Genomic DNA, 20,313 nt, shown 5'->3' on the forward strand with positions numbered 1-20,313 from the left:
GCAGTGGGTAACGTTGAAGCCTTGGTGTTTGGGAGATTTTTGCGGCCTCGTTGGAATTCATAAACCTAAAGTAAAATAGATACTAATGATAATCGCGGGAGCTGGGGGACATTCTCTGGAGGTTAAGGCTGAATTGATAGGCATGGGTTTTAAACCCGAAAATCTGTTCGTATTTGATGAGGCAATGGAGAAATCGGATTTTGATGAAAACTTGTTTTTAAAGTCTGGTACAGGAATTTCTCTATCCTCTCTTTTTCTTCAAGATCCACAATTTGTGTTAGGAGTAGGCAATCCCTTAATCCGAAAGAAATTTTATAATCGGCTAACATCATTGGGAGGCAGGAATTTTTCAATTTTATCAAATTCTGCGCAACTAGAGATTACGGGGGAATCTGACTTTGATGTCTTTTCCTATTGTTTTATAGGACCAAATGTAAAAATAGGCAAAGGCAGTTTGATCAATACAAGAGCAAATATCCACCATGAATGTGAATTGGGTGAATTCTGTGAAATAGGGCCGAGTGCTGTTTTGCTTGGTGCTGTGAAGATTGGAAACAATTGTAGAATTGGTGCAGGGGCGGTGGTTCTTCCCGGAGTAAATCTGGGAGATGGGGTAGTGGTGGGAGCCGGAGCAGTAGTAACAAAAAATTTCTCTTCCGGAAGTAAGGTTAAAGGAATACCTGCAACGCAATTTTCACTTTGATTTTGAGTAATTTTAATTTTCGATAAATTTATAATAGTTGACATCAATGGGTGATCAGGCAAGTGTGGAGATGAATTACATAGAATTGATCCAAAAAATCCTATTAAACAAAAAAAGGTTAGTTCAATTCTCTTTAGGAGGGCTTGTTTTAGGTGTTTTGATTGCTTTCACCAGCCCCGTAGAATACACCTCAACTTCTCTTGTAATTCTTGAAGAAACTGAAAAAGGCGTGCAATTAGGCCAAATGGGGGCACTTGCAGGACTTGCAGGCATTTCCCTCCCCCAAATGCAGGGAGAACATGCTGTTTTAAACTCGGAATTATTTCCGGATGTAATTCATAGTAGGGATTTTTTGATCGGGATATCTAAGGAATCATTCTTCTTCCATTCCAAAGGCAAAGAGATGACTTTGGAGGAATATTATGCGGAAGAAAGACCGGGGAATATTATTAAGAAAACCTTTAACTTTATTTTTAGTATTCCGGCAAGGATTGCTGGCCTTTTTTCTTCTCAGGAAACACCGGCTTTAGAGGGAAAAGTTGAACCGGATGATTCTACAATAGTGCCTTATGTATTAGTGTCTTCCTCGGAAATTTTTGCCATGAATCACTTGAAAGACCGGATCTTCCTTGAAGATGAGAGGAAATTGATCGAGCTAAAGGTAACTATGCCTGAGCCTTTAATTGCAGCTCAGGTCAATGCGCTAGTCTTTGAAAGACTAATTCAGTACGTCACTAATTACAAAACTGCCAAGCAAAAGGTCAATCTGGAATTTATCGAGGAGCGGGTGCAAGAGGCTGAAAATAAATTTCAACAAGCACAGATGAAACTTGCTTCTTACAGAGACTCGAACCAGGGCATTGTTTCGAGAAAGGCAATGGCAAAAGAGGAGCAGTTGGATTTTGAGTTTAATATTGCCTTTAATGTTTTCAACTCGATGAAGCAAGAATTGGAGCAAGCTACAATTCAGCTCAAAAAAGACACACCGATCTTCACGGTTTTGGATCAGGCTAGTATTCCTTTGGGACCAAGTAAGCCAAATAAGCCTTTAATTATTGTTTTTAGTTTATTTCTGGGATTTTTCTTTGGCGTTTTGTATTCCACCTACAGAATATTGCTTTCTCTCTATATCAAGTAATTCTAATTATGCGTACGATTCAGATGGTGGACTTAAAGTCCCAATATGATTTGATAAAGGACGAGGTAGATCAGGCCATTCAAGGGGTGATTGATACTTCTTCATTTATCAATGGCTCTCAAGTAAGAGAATTTTCCACAGCACTGGCTGAATATACAGGAGCTAAGTATGTGATCACCTGTGGCAATGGAACCGATGCCCTTCAGATAGCCATGATGGGTCTGGGTTTTCAGCCCGGACAGGAAGTCATTGTTCCGGCTTTTACTTATGTAGCGACAGCAGAGGTAATTGCGTTATTGGGGTTGAAGCCGGTATTTATAGATGTGGTAGCAGAGACCTATGAACTCGATATCTCCCAACTGGAATCAAAACTGACCTCTAAAACGGTAGGGATCGTACCGGTTCACTTGTATGGACAATGTTCTAATATGGAAGAGATTTTGGCCTTTGCAGGGAAGCATAATTTGAAAGTGATTGAAGACACTGCCCAGGCAATCGGTGCGAAATACACTTTTTCGGATGGTAGAACAAGACAGGCAGGAACAATGGGGGATGTAGGTACTACCTCATTCTTCCCTTCCAAGAATCTGGGCTGTTACGGAGATGGAGGTGCCATGTTTACCAATGATGAAAATTTGGCCGAAAAGCTGAGAATGATTGCCAATCACGGTCAAAAAAAGAAATACCACCACCATATTGTCGGAGTAAACTCAAGGTTGGATACTCTACAAGCTGCTATCCTGAATGTAAAACTCAAGCACTTGGATCGCTATTCAGCTTCGCGAAATGAAGTAGCAAATACATATGACCGGGCATTTGAAGGGCATGATACTATAAAAATCCCGGTAAGATCATCCTATTCCACCCATGCATTTCACCAGTACACCGTACAAGTTGAAGGAGCGGGTAGAGATGACTTGAAAGAATATTTATCCGCTAAAGGCGTTCCTTCTATGGTTTATTATCCGGTTGCACTACATCAGCAGGAAGCCTATATGAATTTAGGATTTAAGAGTGGAGACTTCCCTGTGGCCGAATCGCTTTGCAGGAAAGTGCTTTCACTTCCTATTCACACAGAAATGAAAATAGAGGATCAAGAATATATTATTGAAATGATAAAATCGTTTTTTGAATGAAAGAATATTTTGCACATGAAAGTGCCTACATAGATGAAGGATGTGTAATAGGGGCAGGCACGAAAATTTGGCATTTCTCTCATATCATGCCGAATTGTAGAATTGGCGAGCGCTGTAACCTCGGGCAGAATGTTGTAGTGTCACCCGAAGTTGTGCTTGGAAACAATGTAAAAGTGCAGAATAATGTTTCCATCTATACAGGAGTGACCTGTGGAGACGACGTGTTTTTAGGTCCTTCTATGGTGTTCACCAATGTAATCAACCCAAGAAGTGCAGTAAACCGAAAATCAGAATATGCCAAGACGTATGTTGGAAAAGGAGCCAGCATAGGAGCCAATGCAACGATTGTATGTGGGCATGATATCGGAGAGTTTGCATTTATCGGAGCAGGATCAGTTATTACCAAAGATGTACCTGCATACGCCTTGATGGTGGGAAACCCTGCCAGGCAAGTTGGGTGGATGAGTGAATTTGGATCCAAATTAATCTTTAATGAGCAAGGCGAAGCCGAATGCAAGGAAACAGGCGATCGCTATTTGCTCCAAAATAACCAAGTAACCAAGTTTTAAGTATGAAGAATTTTGCATTAATAGGTGCTGCGGGATACATCGCGCCCAGACACATGAAGGCGATCAAGGACACCGGAAATGGACTTTTGGCAGCGTATGACAAATTTGATAGCGTAGGGGTAATGGATAGTCATTTTCCTGAGGCTGACTTTTTTACCGAATTTGAGCGATTTGACAGGCATGTAGAGAAACTGAAGCGGACGGATAATCCTATTGATTACGTGAGTATTTGCTCTCCCAATTACCTTCATGATTCGCACATCCGTTTCGGATTAAGGGTAGGAGCTAATGTGATTTGTGAAAAGCCTTTGGTTCTAAACCCTTGGAATATCGATGCATTATCGGGTGTAGAAAAAGAGCATGGAGTAAGAGTCTTTAATATTCTTCAGCTCAGGTTACATCCTTCTATAATAGCACTCAAGAAAAAGATAGAGGAGGGACCAAAAGGTAAAATTTATGACATTGATTTGGCATATATTACTTCTAGAGGCCATTGGTACTACACTTCCTGGAAGGGAGATGTGAGCAAATCCGGAGGAATAGCTACCAATATAGGTGTTCACTTTTACGATATGCTCACATGGGTTTTTGGAGCGGTAAAGAAAAACGTGGTACATGTCCATACACACGATAGAGCTTCAGGCTATTTTGAGTTGGAGCGGGCACGCGTTCGCTGGTTCTTAAGCATCAATGCCGATACCTTGCCGGATGCTGTCAAAGCCAGGGGTGGAAGAACCTACAGATCCCTTACAATGGAAGGAAACGAGATAGAATTCTCAGATGGATTCACGGAATTACATACACATAGTTATCAGCATATTTTGGATGGAAATGGATTCGGATTGGATGAAGCAAGACCAAGTATTGAGATTGTTCACGATATCAGATATATGGAGCCTATTGGATTAAAAGGGGATTATCATCCTCTGGCAATAAGTCCTTTGGCAAAGCATCCATTTTCGGCGGGCATAGGTTAACATGAATCGAAGCAGAGTGGGTTGTGAGCTCTGACAGAAGACTGTTGATTATCAGTCAATAACGTTCGGAAAAGTAATATTTACAGGTATAATTCCTCAATAACTTAATGATTCCATTTAACAAGCCGTTCATTACAGGCAAAGAACTGGCTTATATTGAAGATGCTGTAGCTTCAGGTAAACTCTCGGGTAACGGGAAGTATACGCGATTGGCCCAAACTTATTTCGAGGAAAAATATCAGATAGAAAAAACACTGCTTACCACTTCCTGCACAGATGCTTTGGAAATGGCTGCCATTCTTATAGGTATAGAGCCTGGGGATGAGGTGATTATGCCTAGCTACACCTTTGTTTCTACAGCTAATGCGTTTGTTTTGAGAGGAGCCAAAATTGTGTTTGTAGACAGTAAACCCAACCATCCTGGATTGGATGAAAATAAACTGGAATCTCTGATTACCTCCAAAACCAAAGCTATAGTTCCTGTGCATTATGCCGGAGTTGCCTGTGATATGGATGTGATTATGGATTTAGCTTTAGCATATAATCTATTTGTGATAGAAGATGCCGCACAAGCAATAGACTCCTGCTATACTTCTAGAAATGGGCAGAAAATGCCTTTAGGATCAATAGGTCATTTAGCGGCATTTTCATTCCACGAAACAAAAAATATTTCATCCGGAGAAGGTGGCCTATTGGCTATTAATGATAGGCAATTTATCAATAGGGCTGAGATTATTTGGGAAAAAGGAACCAACAGAGCTTCGTTTTTCAGAGGAGAAATTAACAAATACGGCTGGGTGGATATAGGCTCATCTTTCCTTCCATCTGAGATTACCTCTGCCTTTCTTTGGGCCCAATTGGAACACTTGCAAGAAATTCAGGAAAAACGGATTAAAATTTGGAATAGGTACAATTCCCATTTTGAAGCCAAATTGAAATTATTCGGAATAAGGACTCCTGAAATTCCCGGCTATGCGGAGAACAATGCCCACATGTATTATATCATAGCGAAGGATGCCTTGCAGCGGGATTTTATCATCCAGAGGATGAAAGAATCCGGGATTATGGCAGTATTTCATTACCTCAGCCTTCACAAAAGTGAATTTTATAAGAGGTGCCACGATGGAAGGGAGCTGCCTTGGACTGATCACTACTCAGAAACACTGATTCGTATGCCATTCTTTATTGATTTGACGTTAGAACAGGTAGACTATATAAGCCAAAATTTACTGAACATATTAGAAGAATATGATAGCTGAAAACCTCGTGTTTCTCCCGGATTCTCCATATACCGAATGGATAATCAATAGATCAGAGGGATTGTTTCCCGGCCTCAACAAATACTTGGTAGTAGTGGAGGACCTATCCAAGACTACGAGATTCATCAATTCGGGCATTTCGGTGGTAGAGAATTGGAATTTGAAGAATAATACCGGAATAGCTCATCTTGGTAGCTTCAAACGCGTAATAGTAAATTATCACACTCCTTTCATTGGGCATTTTTTAAGCCGTAGAAAATCCGAGTTGATCCAAGCAAAACTTATCTGGATTATATGGAGCGGAGATCTGTATAAGCATCCCAGTTTTTCTTCCAAAGCCTACACTTCCAGAACACTGGCCGTATTGCCATCCAAGAAACTTGTTCAGGCATGGAAAAAATCTGTTCATCATCGTCTGTTGCAAGCTTTAGGGAAACCCAATAAGTACAGTTTTGAGAAGTCATTTGCCAATTTTGATTATGTAGCGTCGATTTTCGAAAAAGACGTGATGGAAGCTGAATCAGTATTAGGGGTAAAAGCAAAGTGGATTCGATTTGCTTTCTTGTCTTTGGAGGAGATGTTTTCGGAAGAATATCTGAGAAAGAAACCCGTGCTGGGGAATAAAATAATGGTGGGGCACTCCGGTTCACCTGAGAATAATCACTTGGACGTATATCATCAAATCCATAATCTTCTGCCTAAAAATGGAGTAAAAATCTTCAGTCCATTGTCTTACGGCGACCCATCCTATATATCGGCTGTGAAATCCATGGGTAATGAGTGTTTTGGAGATAATTTCGAGACGCTGGAAGATTTTATCCCTAGGGAGATCTATTACAACAAACTATCAGAAGTCTCTATTGCTATATTCAACCATAAGATCCAGCAGGCATTTGGCAATATTTTGGGACTTATTTTTATGGGAGTAAAGGTTTTCTTAAACCCTGAAAATCCGGTTTATATAGAATTAACCAGCAATAACATCATTGTTTTTGACTACAGTAAGGTGACACAGGATGACTTGTTGAATCCCCTTTCTGCTGAGGAAGTAGAATCAAATCGGGCAATAATCAGCTTGCTTTTTAAGGAGGAGAAGATCCGGGATTACTACCGTGATCTATACATCGCCTGATGACCGTACTCAAAAACATCAAAAATCTGGCATCCGACAGCATGATCTATGGACTTGCCGGTATTGCCACCCGAGTAATGGGAGTATTGCTTACTCCGCTCTACACCAGAGTATACACCCCTGATGATTACGGAGTTTTTGGATTAGTGAATAATGCCTATTCACTTATTGCCTTACTTTTAATATTGTGCTTGGATAATTCTACTGCCCGTTGGTTTTACGATACTGAGGACTATGGATACAGGAAAAAAATCATAAGCACCTGGTTTTGGTTCTATTTATTGATATCATTTATTTTCGCTGCATTTTTCTTTTTCACAGCTGCATACTGGTCTCAGTTTATTGTATACAATTCCGAAGAATCCATACAGTATATCCAAATTCTAGCATTTTCACTTCCGGTATCCGTAGCTACCGTGGTAGCCACCAAAGTGCTGAGATTCGAGAAAAAGCCTAAAAGCACAGTTTTACTCACCTTTTTGCAAGCTCTGTTTTTGATCATTGCCAATGTGATTTTTGTTTTAATCCTGGATCAGGGGCTGAAGGGGGCCTTCACCGCAAGGCTGGTAGCATTTGCATTTATGCTTCCATTATCCATGTACTATTTGAAGCGTTGGCTTGGACAGATTAAATTGTCTGATTTCCCGCTCTTAGTGAAAATGATAAAGTATAGTCTCCCTTTTCTTCCTGCCAGTCTATCTATATGGATTATCAATTTATCAGCCGTGTTTTTCTTAAACGGGAAGGTGTCTAATGAAGAATTGGGGCTATTCCAAATAGCTTTCGCCATCGCTGGCTTTAGCGGAATAGTGGTCAATGCGTTCCAGCAAGCTTGGTCACCGTTTGCTTTTTCTATTATTCATCAGGAAAATGCTAAAGAAACTTATGGCAAAATACTTCTTGCATACCTCTTATCAATAGGGTCGTTAACCTTATTGGCTTCATTATTTTCATTAGAGGCGCTGATGATTGTCGCTACTCCGAAATACTACGATGCTGCAAACATCGCAAGCATTTTGGTATTTAGCAGCTTGTTTGCCGGGCTCACAAATATTGCGGATTTGGGATCTGCTATTAGTAAAAAAACGGCTCCACTTGGTATTGTTTATTCGTTTTCCTCGATTATCCTAATCTTGCTGAACGTTTACCTTATTCCCATTTATGGAGTTTATGGGGCGGCAGTTGCAGTTTGTGTTTCCCAACTCCTTACGCCTGTTTTCGTCTTTTATTTCTCTCAGAAAACATACGCTATTCCCTATGATTTTCTACGGTCGTTTTCCTATATGCTTCTTTTATTTTCGGTAGCATTTCTAGGATATTACTTCTCAAACGGAGTATCTGTGATTCAGGGAGTACTGATCAAAGTTTGCACCTTTGGGGTATTCTTATTTGTGTCAATTCTACTTTTTCAACGGGAATTCTTGTTCTTGAAAAGATTGGTGAGCAACAGGTTTGCCAAAGTATGATATTGCTTGTATGGTGGTCAGTCAGATAAGTACAGATATGCATGTGAAAAACATAACCTATCTGGCTTCTTTAGATAAAAATCAAAGTCCGGGGGTGTTCAAAAAGATGCTGGGCACTGTAGCAGGAGCTAAGCAAGCAGGGCATTCGGCAAAATTAAAACTCCTAGCTCCTAAGCATGGGTTTTTAAAGAAGTTTGTGGAGGAAATCGATCATTCGGATGCAGATATTTTAATAATCCGGAGTCTTTGTCAGTACAATTTTTCTTTAATTCCAGCCTTTATAAGGGCTAGAGCCCGGGGCAAAAAGATAATACTTGATGTTCCCACTCCAAACGCGGTGGCGGTTAGAGAGTTGGCAGATGGCAATACAGGGTTGATACGAAAGATAAAAGATCTGACATATCTACTTCTCCCGGGATCTATACCTTTTTGGTTCGTCTCCAGGATATTGCAGTATGCAAAAGAAGGTCTTTGGTTTTCAATGGGCAACAGAAGGCGAACATCTTATATTGGAAATGGAATTCAAGTGGCCTCAGTACCGGAAAGAAAAGAAGCCCCTCATTTTGATGGAACTAGCCTGAAATTGATCTGCGTGGCATCGCTGAACTACTGGCACGGAGTGGACCGGTTGATCCATGCCATTTCTACTTTCAATGCAGAGGAAAATGGATTAAAAGTTTACTTGAAAGTCGTAGGAAAAGGAGCATGTTTCTCCAGTCTGCAAGCGTTGGCAGAGGACTTGGATTTACAGCAGTATATCAGTTTTTTAGGTTTTTTGGAAGGGGATGATCTTTACCGTGAATACGAAAGTGCTCACATGGCAGTAGGATCTTTGGCACTATTTCGCAAAAAATTACAGTCTGCTTCCGAACTGAAGTCGAGAGAATATTGCGCTGTGGGCATTCCATTTATTGTGGTAGGAGATGATCCTGATTTTCCACGAGAAACAAAGTTTAGAATACAGCTTCCTAACCGGGAAAACCGGAATGACCTCACTGATTTCTTCAGAGAATTTGATTCAAAATATCTGACATGCACGCCTAATGAGATCAGAAATTATGCATGGGAGAATTTGGATTTTTCTGTGAAAATCAAAGAAATACTAAACACCATAGAAGATTGAATCAGGGGCGGAATCTAATCTTATTAACCCAAAAATATCCTTTTGAGTCAGGCGAAGAGTTCCTTGCCACTGAGTTGAAGTTTCTAGAGCAGGCTTTTGACCGTGTAATTATCTTGCCGACTGCGGTTAGAGATTATTCGCAGAGGAGGATGACCGGAGACAATACTCAAGTCCGGATAGTAAAAAATCCGGCAACAGTGAAAGATATCGTGGGCTCTTTGCTGGGTAATTTTTTTCAGACTGCCGGTATTTTGAGGTCTGAGCTGAAAAAATCAGGTTGGAATTGGAAGTTATTGAAGTACTACACTTACCATATCCCTTACGCGCTGCAGATCAAATCCACCATAGCCAAAGAGCTTGATACATCGGGAGATTTTGTTCTCTATTCATATTGGATGGACACCAATGCATTTGCTGCAGCATTGTTGGGTAAGGAGAATCCCGAAATAAACTTAGTGGTAAGAAGCCATGGCGGTGATCTCTACAATGAAAGGCAGCAAGCTGGTACAGTGGCATTTCGGCAAACTGTGTACGGGGAATCCAAGTCACTCATTTTTATTTCCGAACATGGGAAAAAATATGCTTCGGCTCATTATCCTGAATATTCGCCCAAAATGAAACTGTTTAGATTGGGAGTTGAGGATAATGGCATGGGGCCAACTTCAGATTTTCCTGGAATATTTCAACTTGTCTCTTGTTCCAGTTTGATTTCCTTGAAAAGAGTAGGCCTCATCGCAGAAGTTCTAAACAGCTGTAAAGTGCCTGTCTGCTGGACTCATTTTGGCGGAGAGGATTCATCCATTAGTGGATTGAAAAATACGCTGCCCGCGCTTCGGGATAATCTGGAAATCCTATGGAAGGGCAGAGTGAAGAATGAGGATTTGCAGTCTTTTTATACGGCTCAGCATGTAGATCTATTCATCAATTTAAGTTCTACGGAAGGAATTCCTGTTTCTATAATGGAGGCGATTTCATTCGGTATACCGGTTTTTGCCAATTCAGTTGGAGGAATTCCTGAAATAGTGACTAACGAGACAGGATTGCTGATACCGGATGGGCTTTCTGTAGAAGAAATTGCAACTCAACTCGATCAATTTTTGCTGAGCGGTATTAGCAGGAATAGGAGTTTTAGAGAAGGGGTTAGGGGATTTTGGTCACAGAATTATTCATCTGAGCATAATCATGGGCAAGTCGCTAAGCACTTGGAGAACTATACCTTTTCCATGGCAAAATACACCGAATGAAGAAAATACTTCTCATTACAAATTACTTTACCCCTTGTACGCTGACTCCCTCTCAGCGTATTACTTTTTGGGCCAAAAACATGCATCAATTGGGATATTATCCCACAGTCGTGACGAGGGAGTGGTCTGCTGAAACCCGTTCACATAGAGATATAAAGCAGGAGCTGGGGGATAGGATACGACATGAGGTTTTTGATTCATATGAAGTTTATTACCTTCCATTTCGGCCAGGCATATTAGATAAGGCCTACCTTCGCTTTGGCGAATCTGCATTGCGTCCTTTCTTCTTGATGGTCAAACTTCTTGACGTGTTTCTGGTTCGATTTACACTCAGATACACATCTTTTGCAAACTTCCTTCCTTTCATTAACAAGCTGGTCAATGAAAAGAGTTTTGACACGTCCATTATATCGGGCGAACCTTTCTATCTTTTTAGAATAGGATACTTTCTCAAAAAAGAAGTGGGGTTAAAATGGATAGCGGATTATAGAGATGACTGGAGTACAAATGAACTACAGGTGCTTAGGCGTGGGAGTGGAGTGAGGAAATGGATTGCGAAAGTGGAGTCAGGGTATGAAAAGAAGTGGGTAGGGACAGCCAGTGCAATTAGTTCAGTAAGTAAGGTATATACGGATCGAATTGCAGGATTTCTTGGAAACAAAGGCATTACTATTGAAAACGGTTTTGAAGAAGAATTACTTGAACTCAAACCCCAGCCTTTGTTTGCCGAATTTACGATTGTCTACAGTGGTGTTTTGTATCCTGCACAAGATATAGCTGTAATCCTTGGTGCCTTGCAATTGGCCAAAAATGCAGGAATACCTTTTAGACTTTTATTCCTGGGGGCAGGATATGATGTCAAAGAGAAAATAAGAATTGATGAAATGGTACCTTCGGGACTGAAGCAATATGTAAATGTCACAGATAGACTTCCAAGAGTGGACGCATTGGTCGAGCTGCAGAAATCCCATGCTTTTCTGGCCATGGCATATGGGAATATGAAAGGCATCCCCAGTAGTAAACTCTATGAATACATGGCATTGGGCAAGCCTGTGCTTCTTTGTCCATCAGACGGTGACATAATGGAGCAAATGGTCACTGACGTTGGATTAGGCTTCATCGCAAATTCTGTAGAAGAATGTTTTGAACAGATCAAACGTCTTAGAGACGATTACGAAACAGGAAGAATTGAAGCATTGAAAGAGCTGTCCAAGTCTAAAATCGGAAAATATTCCAGATTCAGTCAGCTGCAAAAGATTAAGGAGGTTTTGGGTGAGTAGTTCTCCGTTGGCTATTCTTTCCACCAGGGCAATTGGAAAAGTAGGATTGGTTTTATCCGTTTTTTTAGTTTCCTGTTCCCAATTGATCAGCTTGCCTTTGGATAAGGTGGCGATGTTGGGTGTAATAGTCATGTTACTGTTCCATCAGGTGGTTCAAAACACACCACTTTCCAAAAATCTTTTATTTCCGATAATTGGCTTTGCTGCCTACTGTTTCCTTCCTTTTTTACTAAATCTTCCCGATTCTTCGTTAATCATTTTTTTTCCGGTGATTGGGTTGTTTTTTGCGGGGCTGGTTTCTTCCCATAAAGAATTTCTGACTATAGTGTACTGGGCACTATTTATTCATATTGTGCTGGGCATTGTATTGGTATTTAGCAGTTACCTGATCGGGATGAACTCCTATGTCCATCAGATGTATGATAAGGGATTGCCGTTTCTACACGCTGCGAAGGGCTTTACCACTACAGTACAATCATACGGCACCCTTCTGATAAGCTGGTTTTTAATTTATTATTGGAAAAAAGAAAATGGGCAAAACGGAAAGCTGGACTCTATCGCATTTTGTGTTGTTATTCTTGGGCTGATTCTCACTTTCAATAGAAATACAGTTGTCATTTTCTACCTGATACTTTTTTTCAAACACCGAAAAATATTTGTTTTTACTGTAGTATGCGCAGTATTGTTCTACCTATACTATTTTGAGTTTATCAATAAGCTACTGTTCAATGTAAGTACAATCAGCTCCCGGGCTGATTTACTTCAGGCGTTTCGAATCTCTTTCTTTGATCATTCCGGCTGGATGCATTACCTCTTTGGGCATGGCAACAACATAGTAGGTGATGTGATAGCCAGAACGACAAAGTACCGGACAGGATACATAGAAAATGGAACATCGGTATTGGTATACACCTATGGGTTTATTGGATACATAGCCTATTTGATTGCTGTGATGCTAGTCTCAGTTATGCTATTTGTCAGGAATAAAATATTCTATGCAGCCATGTTTTTTTATATTTTCATTATAGCCCAGCAGTTTACGCATGAGTTTTATGCTACCACACTCTATCTGATGATCAGCATCTTTCTCATAATTTTATATTCAAAATCACCTGGTGAAGCAAAAAATAATATTTTTTCATCTACTGAATAATTTTACGGGGAGCCCGCAGATTCTTTCCAGCGTGATAAATAGGGCGCTGGAGGATGACTATGAGGTGAAACTCTATACAAGCAGAACGAAAGGGTTTTTATCTGCATTTGAGAGTAGAAGTAATTTCTATAAAAGATCCGAGCATAGATTACTTACGCTTTTCGCCTTCTTTTTTAGTCAGTTTTTACTTGCGATCAGGTTATTGTTGGAAAATAAGAAGGAGGATAAAATCTATTATGTAAATACTATTCTACCGTTTGGAGCAATTCTAATGGGCAGATTGTTGGGGAAAAGAGTAATCACCCATGTGCATGAAAATGAGGTCAGTCCCAAACTTCTGAGTAATTTTTTGTTTTGGGTTGTGCGCAATTTCTCCACAGAGGTATTGGCAGTATCTACTTATTTGAGAGACAATCTCAGCAATAAGGGAATAAAAAGTGAGGTGATTTACAATTGTGTGACTAAGGATTTTGAGGAGAGGGCAGGGGATAAGCAGAGAACAATCACCGGTTTTGAAGTGCTGATGCTCGCCTCTCTGCGTCCTTATAAGGGCGTGGCGGAGTTTGTTGTGCTGGCTAGGAGCCTGCCGGAGGTAAGATTTACTCTGGTACTCAGTGACGAAATCACTCAAGTGAACCGGTTTATACTGTCTGAGTCTTTGCCTTCCAATTTTCAGGTTTACCCCGTTCAAAGCGATGTTCATCCATTTTTCAGGCGGGCTTCTCTGATTATAAATCTGACTCATCCTGAAGACTGTGTAGAGACGTTTGGGATGACTATTCTGGAAGGAATGTATTATGGACTACCGGCTATTGTACCTACAAAAGGCGGAGTTACGGAATTAGTGGAAAACGGAATTAATGGCTTTCAGCTCAACTATACAGATTTGGATAGGATAGCTGCGGAAATTAATAAAATGGCAAATGATCAGATCTATTGGGGGGAATTAAGCCGGGGAGCCATGCTTAAAAGAGCTTATTTTTCCAGAGAGAATTTTGGCGCAAAAATCTCTGAATTGTTTGCATCGTGAAATCAAGCATGATCCCGTGCCTACGGGAACACACACTGGAATGATTATAATACATGCGAGATTCTCCCGAATCAAGTTCAGGACAGGCTATCTGTCCTCTAAAAATCAAATTATAAACAGATGAAAAGTGCTGTCTTATTTCTGGTGATCTGCATTATTCAGGCGACTGGTATTCAAGCTCAGATTACTGGACACTTTACCACTTTTGAAGATTGGGGAGCTGAGTTCCCTGACAATAAGGTAACCAAAGCGTGGAAAAATGAAACTGTGATTCTTCCTTTTGTCATCAATTCCGAGACTGTAAGTGATCTGAATTTTCGACTTACTTCTACTGGCGAAAATATACAACTTGAAGTAGTTCAGCTTCATGCGGTAGAAGGGGATGCTTCTGCGGGTAACTGTGGCACTGCCAAGGCTAACGGGACTTTTGAAAAGCAAATGTTCCCGGACCGGGCAGAATTTCTAACCGAAAATTCTTTTAAGGCCGAAGGAGGCACTTCTTATGGGGCGGTGAAAATCAAAATCCCTGAAAAACTGAAATCCGGAAGATACCGGCTGGAATTATCGTTTGATCAAAATGGAAGTTCACTGAAATTGGAAAGAACCTTACATGTCATTGGCAGGACCTTACCCGATTTTTCTTCGCTTGATTACGATATGGACTTTTGGCAGTTTCCGCTGTCCATTTCCACCTATTATAATCTTACACCCTACTCCGAAGAACATTGGGATCTGATTGAAGGAATGTTTGAGCAGTTGAAAGATCTAAATCAAACGGTAGTTACCACTTCGGTCTTTTACGATCTCTTTAATACCTCAATCAAACCGGTAGATCAAATGATGATTCAGGTCCGTAAAAAGCCCGATGGAACTTACTCATATGACTACTCTACCTTTGTAAAATACATAGAGCTCGCAGCTTCGAAAGGAATTGATAAAGAGATTGCAGTTCATAATCTTTTCCCCTGGAATCTGACTTATTTTTATTTCGATGAAGCATCAGGTACTGTAAGGACCTTTAAATCTGAACCGGGTACAGAAGCTTATACTAAGTTCTGGGAGCCTTTTTTAGTGGATTTCGCCTCTTTTCTTAAGTCAAAAAACTGGATGGATAAAACTGTTTTTTGGGTGGATGAGCGGGATGCAAACAGTACTGCATTGTTAATAAAATACGTGCAGAGCATAGATCCTGCGTTTAAGTTCGGGTATTCCGGGAGATTCAGCCCCGGCTTGTCAGAATTGGTTTACGATTACTCCCTGGCAAGCAATATCGTTCTTGCTCCTGATAAGTTGTCTGCCAGGAAATCAAAAGGGTATAAAACCACCTATTATACTTCTTGCTATGAGGCCCAGCCCAATATGTTGATGGGCTCCAATTATGGTGATATTTATTATTTGGTGATGCTTTCTAGAGCCAGGGGATACAATGGGATGTTGAGATGGGCGTTTAATCTATGGTCTCCCCGGATTATGGAATCAGCCATATTTCCGGATTTGCCATCGGGAGATAGCCATTTTGTATATCCGGAAGGGCAGGTTTCCCTCAGGTATTTGATCCTAATAGATGCATTGGAAGAAGTGCTAAAAGCTGATGTCAAGGTCAAATCACATACGACTAAGGAGTTGTTGAATTTACATACCCGTTATTATTTGCTTAATAATGAAAAGGAAAGGTCCGGTATGGTATATACCATGAAGAATTACTTAAATAAATGATTAAGAAAAAGCTTGCCATTGTAGGCATAGTGGGGGTTCCTGCTAACTACGGAGGATTTGAGACTTTGGTGGAATATCTGCTGGATATGCTTCCCGAATTTTACGATATTACGATCTACTGCCAAAGTCACAGTTATTCTCACAAACCGGATATATATAAGGGAGCAAAGCTTCGCTATTTGAATTTGAAAGCAAATGGTGTTCAAAGTGTGATATATGATTCTGTATCACTATGGAAATCAGTAAAAGGCTTCGACTACATTCTAATTCTGGGAATTTCGGGAGCTATTACTATTCCGATGATAAGGCCATTTACCGATGCGAAGATCGTCACACACATAGATGGACTTGAATGGAAGCGTGATAAATGGGGATTTTTCGCCAAGCGATTTTTGAAATTTTCGGAAGCCTTGGCCGTGAGGTTCTCTGATGCAGTTATTTCAGACAATAAGCACATATACGATTACGTACAGCAAGAATACGGGAAAGATTCCCATCTGATTGCCTATGGGGCTAATCACGCAAACTACGTGGATCCCAGTCCATACAAGAGGAAGTATTCGTTTATTACTTCCCCATACATTTTCACTGTTTGTAGAATTGAGCCTGAAAATAACATAGAGATGCAGCTTGAGGTTTTTTCCGAAAATGAGCTAAGCATCCCGTATGTCATCGTAGGGAATTGGAATGCCAGTGAGTACGGTATGAGGTTGTATGAGAAGTACTCCACCAAGGACAATGTAATTCTCTACAATCCTATATATACCAGTGATGAAATAAATGTGTTAAGATCAAATTGTCACTACTATCTGCACGGACACAGTGCCGGCGGCACTAATCCATCTTTGGTAGAGGCGATGTACTTAGGTCTTCCTATTATAGCTTTTGGAGTGAATTACAACAGAGAAACCACCTTCAATAAGGCTATTTATTTCAAGGATTCAAAAGAGCTACTGGAGCAATTGTTGCGCTTGGAAGAGTTTGACAGAGAGGCAATCTCCAAAAATATGTATAAACTTGCCCGTAAGAATTACTCCTGGAAGGCCATAAATAAGCAGTACGTCAAAATGCTGAAATCAATTTGAAAGTAAACTATTATATCTTCGTAAGCTGTCTTGCTGTAGGACTGGGTTTTGCCAAGGTAGCTTTTTCCCAGACTATTCCGGCCGGTTTTCCTGTATTGGAGGAGAATCTTAGGAGGCAACAGTTATTGGGAGATGAGGAGCTCAAAGATTTCTCCTTCGGATTGAGACCCATAGTAAGTTTGAAGCAGGACCGCTTCGGAGATTTAAAGGACTCTATTCCAACTAAGGAAAAGAAAATCCAATTGGAAATCCTGCCTCTTTTGAGTACTACAGTGTATAACTCCAACAGACCCTTCGGTTGGGGTAATTATAGTATGATGAACAGTGCCGGAATTCAAACCCTGATCTCTCCGGGTATTTCCGGAAAGCTTTTTTTTCTCAAGTTTCAGTTTCGTCCCGAATATGTCAGAAGTCAAAACAAAGGCTATCAAGGATATGGAGATGGATTTGGGGCGGGGATAGACAGAAATCGTTTTAGGTTTTGGAATTATGGCGATCATCCGGAAAAATTTACCGAAGAGTACAACTCATTTTTCTGGTGGGGACAATCAAGTGTCAGTTTGGATATAGGGCCGGTCGAACTGGGAGCAGGTACACAAAATATCTGGTGGGGACCCGGTCAGTTTAATTCCTTGACATTCAGTAATAATGCCAGAGGTATGAAGCATTTTTTCCTGCGGACAAGCAAGCCTACTGATATTTATATAGGAAAGCTGGAATCAGAAATTATTGTGGGAAGAGCGGACGATACCGGGATCTTACCTTCACAAAATCAAGAATTCAACATCCTATATGCTCTTCCGTTTACCGGTGATTGGAAGTATGTTACGGGGCTTTCGTTGACTTATCAGCCGGTATTTCTGCCTAATTTTTTCTTCGGCTTTAACAGAACGTTCCAACAATATAGTGACAAGGTTGAAAATACATTTATTGGGAGGTTTCCTATATTTCAGTCATTTCAGAAGAAGAATTTTTTTCAAGATAATCACTCAATTGACTACGATGCGAACGGGCAGGATCAGCAAATAGCTTTGTCAGTTAGGTATTTAAACTCTAAAGCAAACATTGAATTGTATGCAGAATACGGAAAGAGAGATCATAATTATGATTGGAGAGAATTTATCATGAATCCGGAGCATGCCCGGGCATATTTGTTCGGATTTTCCAAATTGGTAAAGACCGGTAAAGAACATGTTCAGTATCAGATAAGAGGGGAGCTAGTGCACCAGCAGGAATCCGTCAATAGGTATGTCAGATACGAAATATTGAATTCCTTCAATGCCACTTGGCATACGCATTACCAGGCAAGAGGATTTACAAATGAAGGACAGTCAATGGGAGTGGGCATCGGAGTAGGAGGAAATGTTCAAATGCTGGAGTTTTCAAGAATTTCCGGGCTAAACAAAATCGGATTGTTGGTTCAGCGTTTAGAAAACCATCAAGATTTTTTCTACGGATCATTTGAAGGCTATCAGGAGAAAAAACCCTGGATTGACTTAACTATGGGCTTACTTTGGGATCATCAGTGGGAAAGATTTATCCTAAGCAGCAAAACCCAGTTAACCAGGGCGACAAATTACCAATGGGAAAATGCTGCCGATTCCAAGCCTGATTTCCCAATAGGGCAACAGCTTTGGACCTTCTCCGGCACATTGAGTCTAATCTACCAATTTCAAAAGTAGCCTAAGGAAAAGCTCAATCCCATTCCAAATCTGCTAGTTTTGCGCTCTCTATCGGAATAGTAGTTCGAGTACCGAACCCGTATAGAATAGGGAGCAAAGGGAATAAATTTAATCTGTTTCGGGGTATTTAGTGAGAGCTAAGCCCAATACAACAATGCTGATTGCCGGGTCTGAAGGGGAGAAGATTATAATATGAATGCAATAGGAATTTCGTATCAACTAAATTCCTTTGAAAGTTAATTAACTATGAACACAGAATTGAAAGACGTGAAAATTGCCGTCGTCGGATTGGGATATGTGGGGTTACCGCTCGCTGTAGAGTTTGCCAAAAAGTACCCTACCGTCGGATTTGATATAGATGCCAAGCGGATAGAGCAGCTAAATGCTGGAAGGGACTACACCTTTGAGATTGAGGATGAGTTGCTCCAGTCCGTTATCGTTAAAGACTTCGATGAACCGGGTGCAAAAGGATTGCTTGTCACCGCCCAATCCGCATATCTTGCTGACTGTACGGTATATATCGTAACTGTACCTACTCCTACAGATAAGCATAACCGTCCTGTACTTACTCCAATGCTGAAAGCTTCGGAGAATATTGGTAACTACCTTAAAAAAGGAGATATAGTCATCTACGAATCCACCGTGTATCCGGGAGTCACAGAAGATGAGTGCGTGCCTATTCTGGAAAAACACTCAGGAATGAAGTTTAACGTGGACTTTTTCGCGGGGTATTCTCCCGAGCGGATCAACCCGGGAGACAAAGAGCATACTGTGTCCAAAATTCTGAAAGTCACTTCGGGTTCTACACCCGAAATCGCGGAGTTTGTAGATCAGCTCTACCGTACCGTGATTACCGCAGGCACCTACAAAGCATCTTCTATCAAAGTGGCCGAGGCCGCCAAGGTGATCGAAAACTCTCAGCGGGATATCAACATAGCTTTTGTAAACGAACTGTCAAAGATCTTCAATCTGCTGGGTATAGACACCAACGAAGTACTTGAAGCCGCCGGCACCAAGTGGAATTTCCTGAAATTCAAACCCGGATTGGTTGGTGGGCATTGCATAGGAGTGGATCCTTTTTATCTGGCTCAGAAGGCTCAGGAAATGGGGTATCATCCGGAAATCATCCTGGCAGGACGCCGGCTGAATGACAGTATGGGCAAGCATGTAGCTACTGAAGTGGTGAAACTGATGATGCGCAAGGATATCAAGGTGATCGATTCAAAAGTTTTGATACTTGGTTTTACCTTCAAAGAAGACTGTCCTGATGTGAGGAATACACGGGTCATAGACGTTTACCGGGAGCTACAGACCTATGATATGGAGGTAGAGGTATATGATCCCTGGGCCAATAGGGAAGAAGTGGCACATGAGTATGGAATCACTATATTGGATAAGAATAAAGCGCCTGATCTAGACTCTTATTCGGCAGTGATACTTGCCGTGGCACACAGGGAATTTCTAAAACTTCCAATAGTAAAATCCGACCGTCAGGTGGTATTTGATGTCAAGGGGATTTTGGAAAAAGACAGGATAGATGCAAGGCTTTAATTCAAATTGGTTGATTCAAAAGTAACTATGGAAGTATCCATTGTCTTGTATATGTTTATATTTGATATT

Annotated in this window: 17 protein-coding genes; all 17 read left to right on the forward strand. The window is 40.8% G+C overall.

Annotated features, from left to right (window positions below; genetic code table 11):
- Window positions 1-85: 85 nt before the first annotated feature.
- Window positions 86-703 (forward strand): DapH/DapD/GlmU-related protein, encoded by a 618-nt coding sequence (locus tag J2X69_RS13785; RefSeq protein WP_310104214.1) that lies wholly within the window; start codon window positions 86-88, stop codon window positions 701-703.
- Between the two features lie 46 nt (window positions 704-749).
- Entirely contained in the window at window positions 750-1,841 is a 1,092-nt protein-coding gene (locus tag J2X69_RS13790; RefSeq protein ID WP_310104216.1) for a GNVR domain-containing protein, read from the forward strand.
- 8 nt (window positions 1,842-1,849) lie between these two features.
- On the forward strand, window positions 1,850-2,977 hold the full coding sequence (locus J2X69_RS13795) for a DegT/DnrJ/EryC1/StrS family aminotransferase (RefSeq protein ID WP_310104219.1): 1,128 nt from the start codon (window positions 1,850-1,852) through the stop codon (window positions 2,975-2,977).
- Window positions 2,974-3,546 carry an acyltransferase gene (locus tag J2X69_RS13800; protein ID WP_310104221.1) on the forward strand — a complete coding sequence of 191 codons (573 nt, stop codon included), beginning with the start codon at window positions 2,974-2,976 and terminating at the stop codon, window positions 3,544-3,546. Before J2X69_RS13795 ends, J2X69_RS13800 begins: the two co-directional genes overlap by 4 nt.
- A gap of 2 nt (window positions 3,547-3,548) precedes the next feature.
- Window positions 3,549-4,523, forward strand: a complete 975-nt coding sequence (locus J2X69_RS13805) for a Gfo/Idh/MocA family oxidoreductase (RefSeq protein WP_310104223.1) — start codon at window positions 3,549-3,551, stop codon at window positions 4,521-4,523.
- 107 nt (window positions 4,524-4,630) lie between these two features.
- Entirely contained in the window at window positions 4,631-5,782 is a 1,152-nt protein-coding gene (gene rffA / locus J2X69_RS13810) for a dTDP-4-amino-4,6-dideoxygalactose transaminase (RefSeq protein ID WP_310104226.1), read from the forward strand.
- The gene (locus J2X69_RS13815; RefSeq protein WP_310104229.1) at window positions 5,772-6,914 is read left to right on the forward strand and encodes a TDP-N-acetylfucosamine:lipid II N-acetylfucosaminyltransferase; all 1,143 of its coding nucleotides are present in this window, start codon (window positions 5,772-5,774) and stop codon (window positions 6,912-6,914) included. The genes rffA and J2X69_RS13815 overlap by 11 nt, the downstream gene beginning before the upstream one ends.
- A complete protein-coding gene (locus J2X69_RS13820) occupies window positions 6,914-8,380 on the forward strand; it encodes a polysaccharide biosynthesis C-terminal domain-containing protein (RefSeq protein WP_310104231.1) in 1,467 nt (488 codons plus the stop codon). The genes J2X69_RS13815 and J2X69_RS13820 overlap by 1 nt, the downstream gene beginning before the upstream one ends.
- 10 nt (window positions 8,381-8,390) lie before the next feature.
- The gene (locus J2X69_RS13825) at window positions 8,391-9,503 is read left to right on the forward strand and encodes a glycosyltransferase (RefSeq protein WP_310104234.1); all 1,113 of its coding nucleotides are present in this window, start codon (window positions 8,391-8,393) and stop codon (window positions 9,501-9,503) included.
- Window positions 9,500-10,747 (forward strand): glycosyltransferase, encoded by a 1,248-nt coding sequence (locus J2X69_RS13830; protein WP_310104237.1) that lies wholly within the window; start codon window positions 9,500-9,502, stop codon window positions 10,745-10,747. Before J2X69_RS13825 ends, J2X69_RS13830 begins: the two co-directional genes overlap by 4 nt.
- Window positions 10,744-12,027: a glycosyltransferase gene (locus tag J2X69_RS13835; protein ID WP_310104239.1), complete on the forward strand. Its 1,284-nt coding sequence runs from the start codon at window positions 10,744-10,746 to the stop codon at window positions 12,025-12,027. The genes J2X69_RS13830 and J2X69_RS13835 overlap by 4 nt, the downstream gene beginning before the upstream one ends.
- Entirely contained in the window at window positions 12,020-13,180 is a 1,161-nt protein-coding gene (locus J2X69_RS13840) for a hypothetical protein (RefSeq protein ID WP_310104242.1), read from the forward strand. The genes J2X69_RS13835 and J2X69_RS13840 overlap by 8 nt, the downstream gene beginning before the upstream one ends.
- Entirely contained in the window at window positions 13,143-14,210 is a 1,068-nt protein-coding gene (locus J2X69_RS13845) for a glycosyltransferase family 4 protein (protein WP_310104246.1), read from the forward strand. Before J2X69_RS13840 ends, J2X69_RS13845 begins: the two co-directional genes overlap by 38 nt.
- 120 nt (window positions 14,211-14,330) lie before the next feature.
- A complete protein-coding gene (locus tag J2X69_RS13850) occupies window positions 14,331-15,926 on the forward strand; it encodes a glycoside hydrolase domain-containing protein (RefSeq protein WP_310104249.1) in 1,596 nt (531 codons plus the stop codon).
- A complete protein-coding gene (locus tag J2X69_RS13855; protein WP_310104251.1) occupies window positions 15,923-17,011 on the forward strand; it encodes a DUF1972 domain-containing protein in 1,089 nt (362 codons plus the stop codon). The genes J2X69_RS13850 and J2X69_RS13855 overlap by 4 nt, the downstream gene beginning before the upstream one ends.
- Window positions 17,008-18,693 carry a capsule assembly Wzi family protein gene (locus J2X69_RS13860; RefSeq protein WP_310104254.1) on the forward strand — a complete coding sequence of 562 codons (1,686 nt, stop codon included), beginning with the start codon at window positions 17,008-17,010 and terminating at the stop codon, window positions 18,691-18,693. Before J2X69_RS13855 ends, J2X69_RS13860 begins: the two co-directional genes overlap by 4 nt.
- A gap of 246 nt (window positions 18,694-18,939) precedes the next feature.
- On the forward strand, window positions 18,940-20,244 hold the full coding sequence (locus J2X69_RS13865; protein ID WP_310104257.1) for a nucleotide sugar dehydrogenase: 1,305 nt from the start codon (window positions 18,940-18,942) through the stop codon (window positions 20,242-20,244).
- Window positions 20,245-20,313 lie beyond the last annotated feature (69 nt).

The organism is Algoriphagus sp. 4150, from assembly GCF_031457395.1.
Taxonomy (GTDB): Bacteria; Bacteroidota; Bacteroidia; order Cytophagales; family Cyclobacteriaceae; genus Algoriphagus.

Bases quoted from the DNA above. Each gene is read 5' to 3' on its own strand.
- J2X69_RS13785 (WP_310104214.1), top strand. From the start codon at position 86: ATGATAATCGCGGGAGCTGGGGGACATTCTCTGGAGGTTAAGGCTGAA.
- J2X69_RS13790 (WP_310104216.1), top strand. From the start codon at position 750: ATGGGTGATCAGGCAAGTGTGGAGATGAATTACATAGAATTGATCCAA.
- J2X69_RS13795 (WP_310104219.1), top strand. From the start codon at position 1,850: ATGCGTACGATTCAGATGGTGGACTTAAAGTCCCAATATGATTTGATA.
- J2X69_RS13800 (WP_310104221.1), top strand. From the start codon at position 2,974: ATGAAAGAATATTTTGCACATGAAAGTGCCTACATAGATGAAGGATGT.
- J2X69_RS13805 (WP_310104223.1), top strand. From the start codon at position 3,549: ATGAAGAATTTTGCATTAATAGGTGCTGCGGGATACATCGCGCCCAGA.
- rffA (WP_310104226.1), top strand. From the start codon at position 4,631: ATGATTCCATTTAACAAGCCGTTCATTACAGGCAAAGAACTGGCTTAT.
- J2X69_RS13815 (WP_310104229.1), top strand. From the start codon at position 5,772: ATGATAGCTGAAAACCTCGTGTTTCTCCCGGATTCTCCATATACCGAA.
- J2X69_RS13820 (WP_310104231.1), top strand. From the start codon at position 6,914: ATGACCGTACTCAAAAACATCAAAAATCTGGCATCCGACAGCATGATC.
- J2X69_RS13825 (WP_310104234.1), top strand. From the start codon at position 8,391: ATGGTGGTCAGTCAGATAAGTACAGATATGCATGTGAAAAACATAACC.
- J2X69_RS13835 (WP_310104239.1), top strand. From the start codon at position 10,744: ATGAAGAAAATACTTCTCATTACAAATTACTTTACCCCTTGTACGCTG.
- J2X69_RS13850 (WP_310104249.1), top strand. From the start codon at position 14,331: ATGAAAAGTGCTGTCTTATTTCTGGTGATCTGCATTATTCAGGCGACT.
- J2X69_RS13855 (WP_310104251.1), top strand. From the start codon at position 15,923: ATGATTAAGAAAAAGCTTGCCATTGTAGGCATAGTGGGGGTTCCTGCT.
- J2X69_RS13865 (WP_310104257.1), top strand. From the start codon at position 18,940: ATGAACACAGAATTGAAAGACGTGAAAATTGCCGTCGTCGGATTGGGA.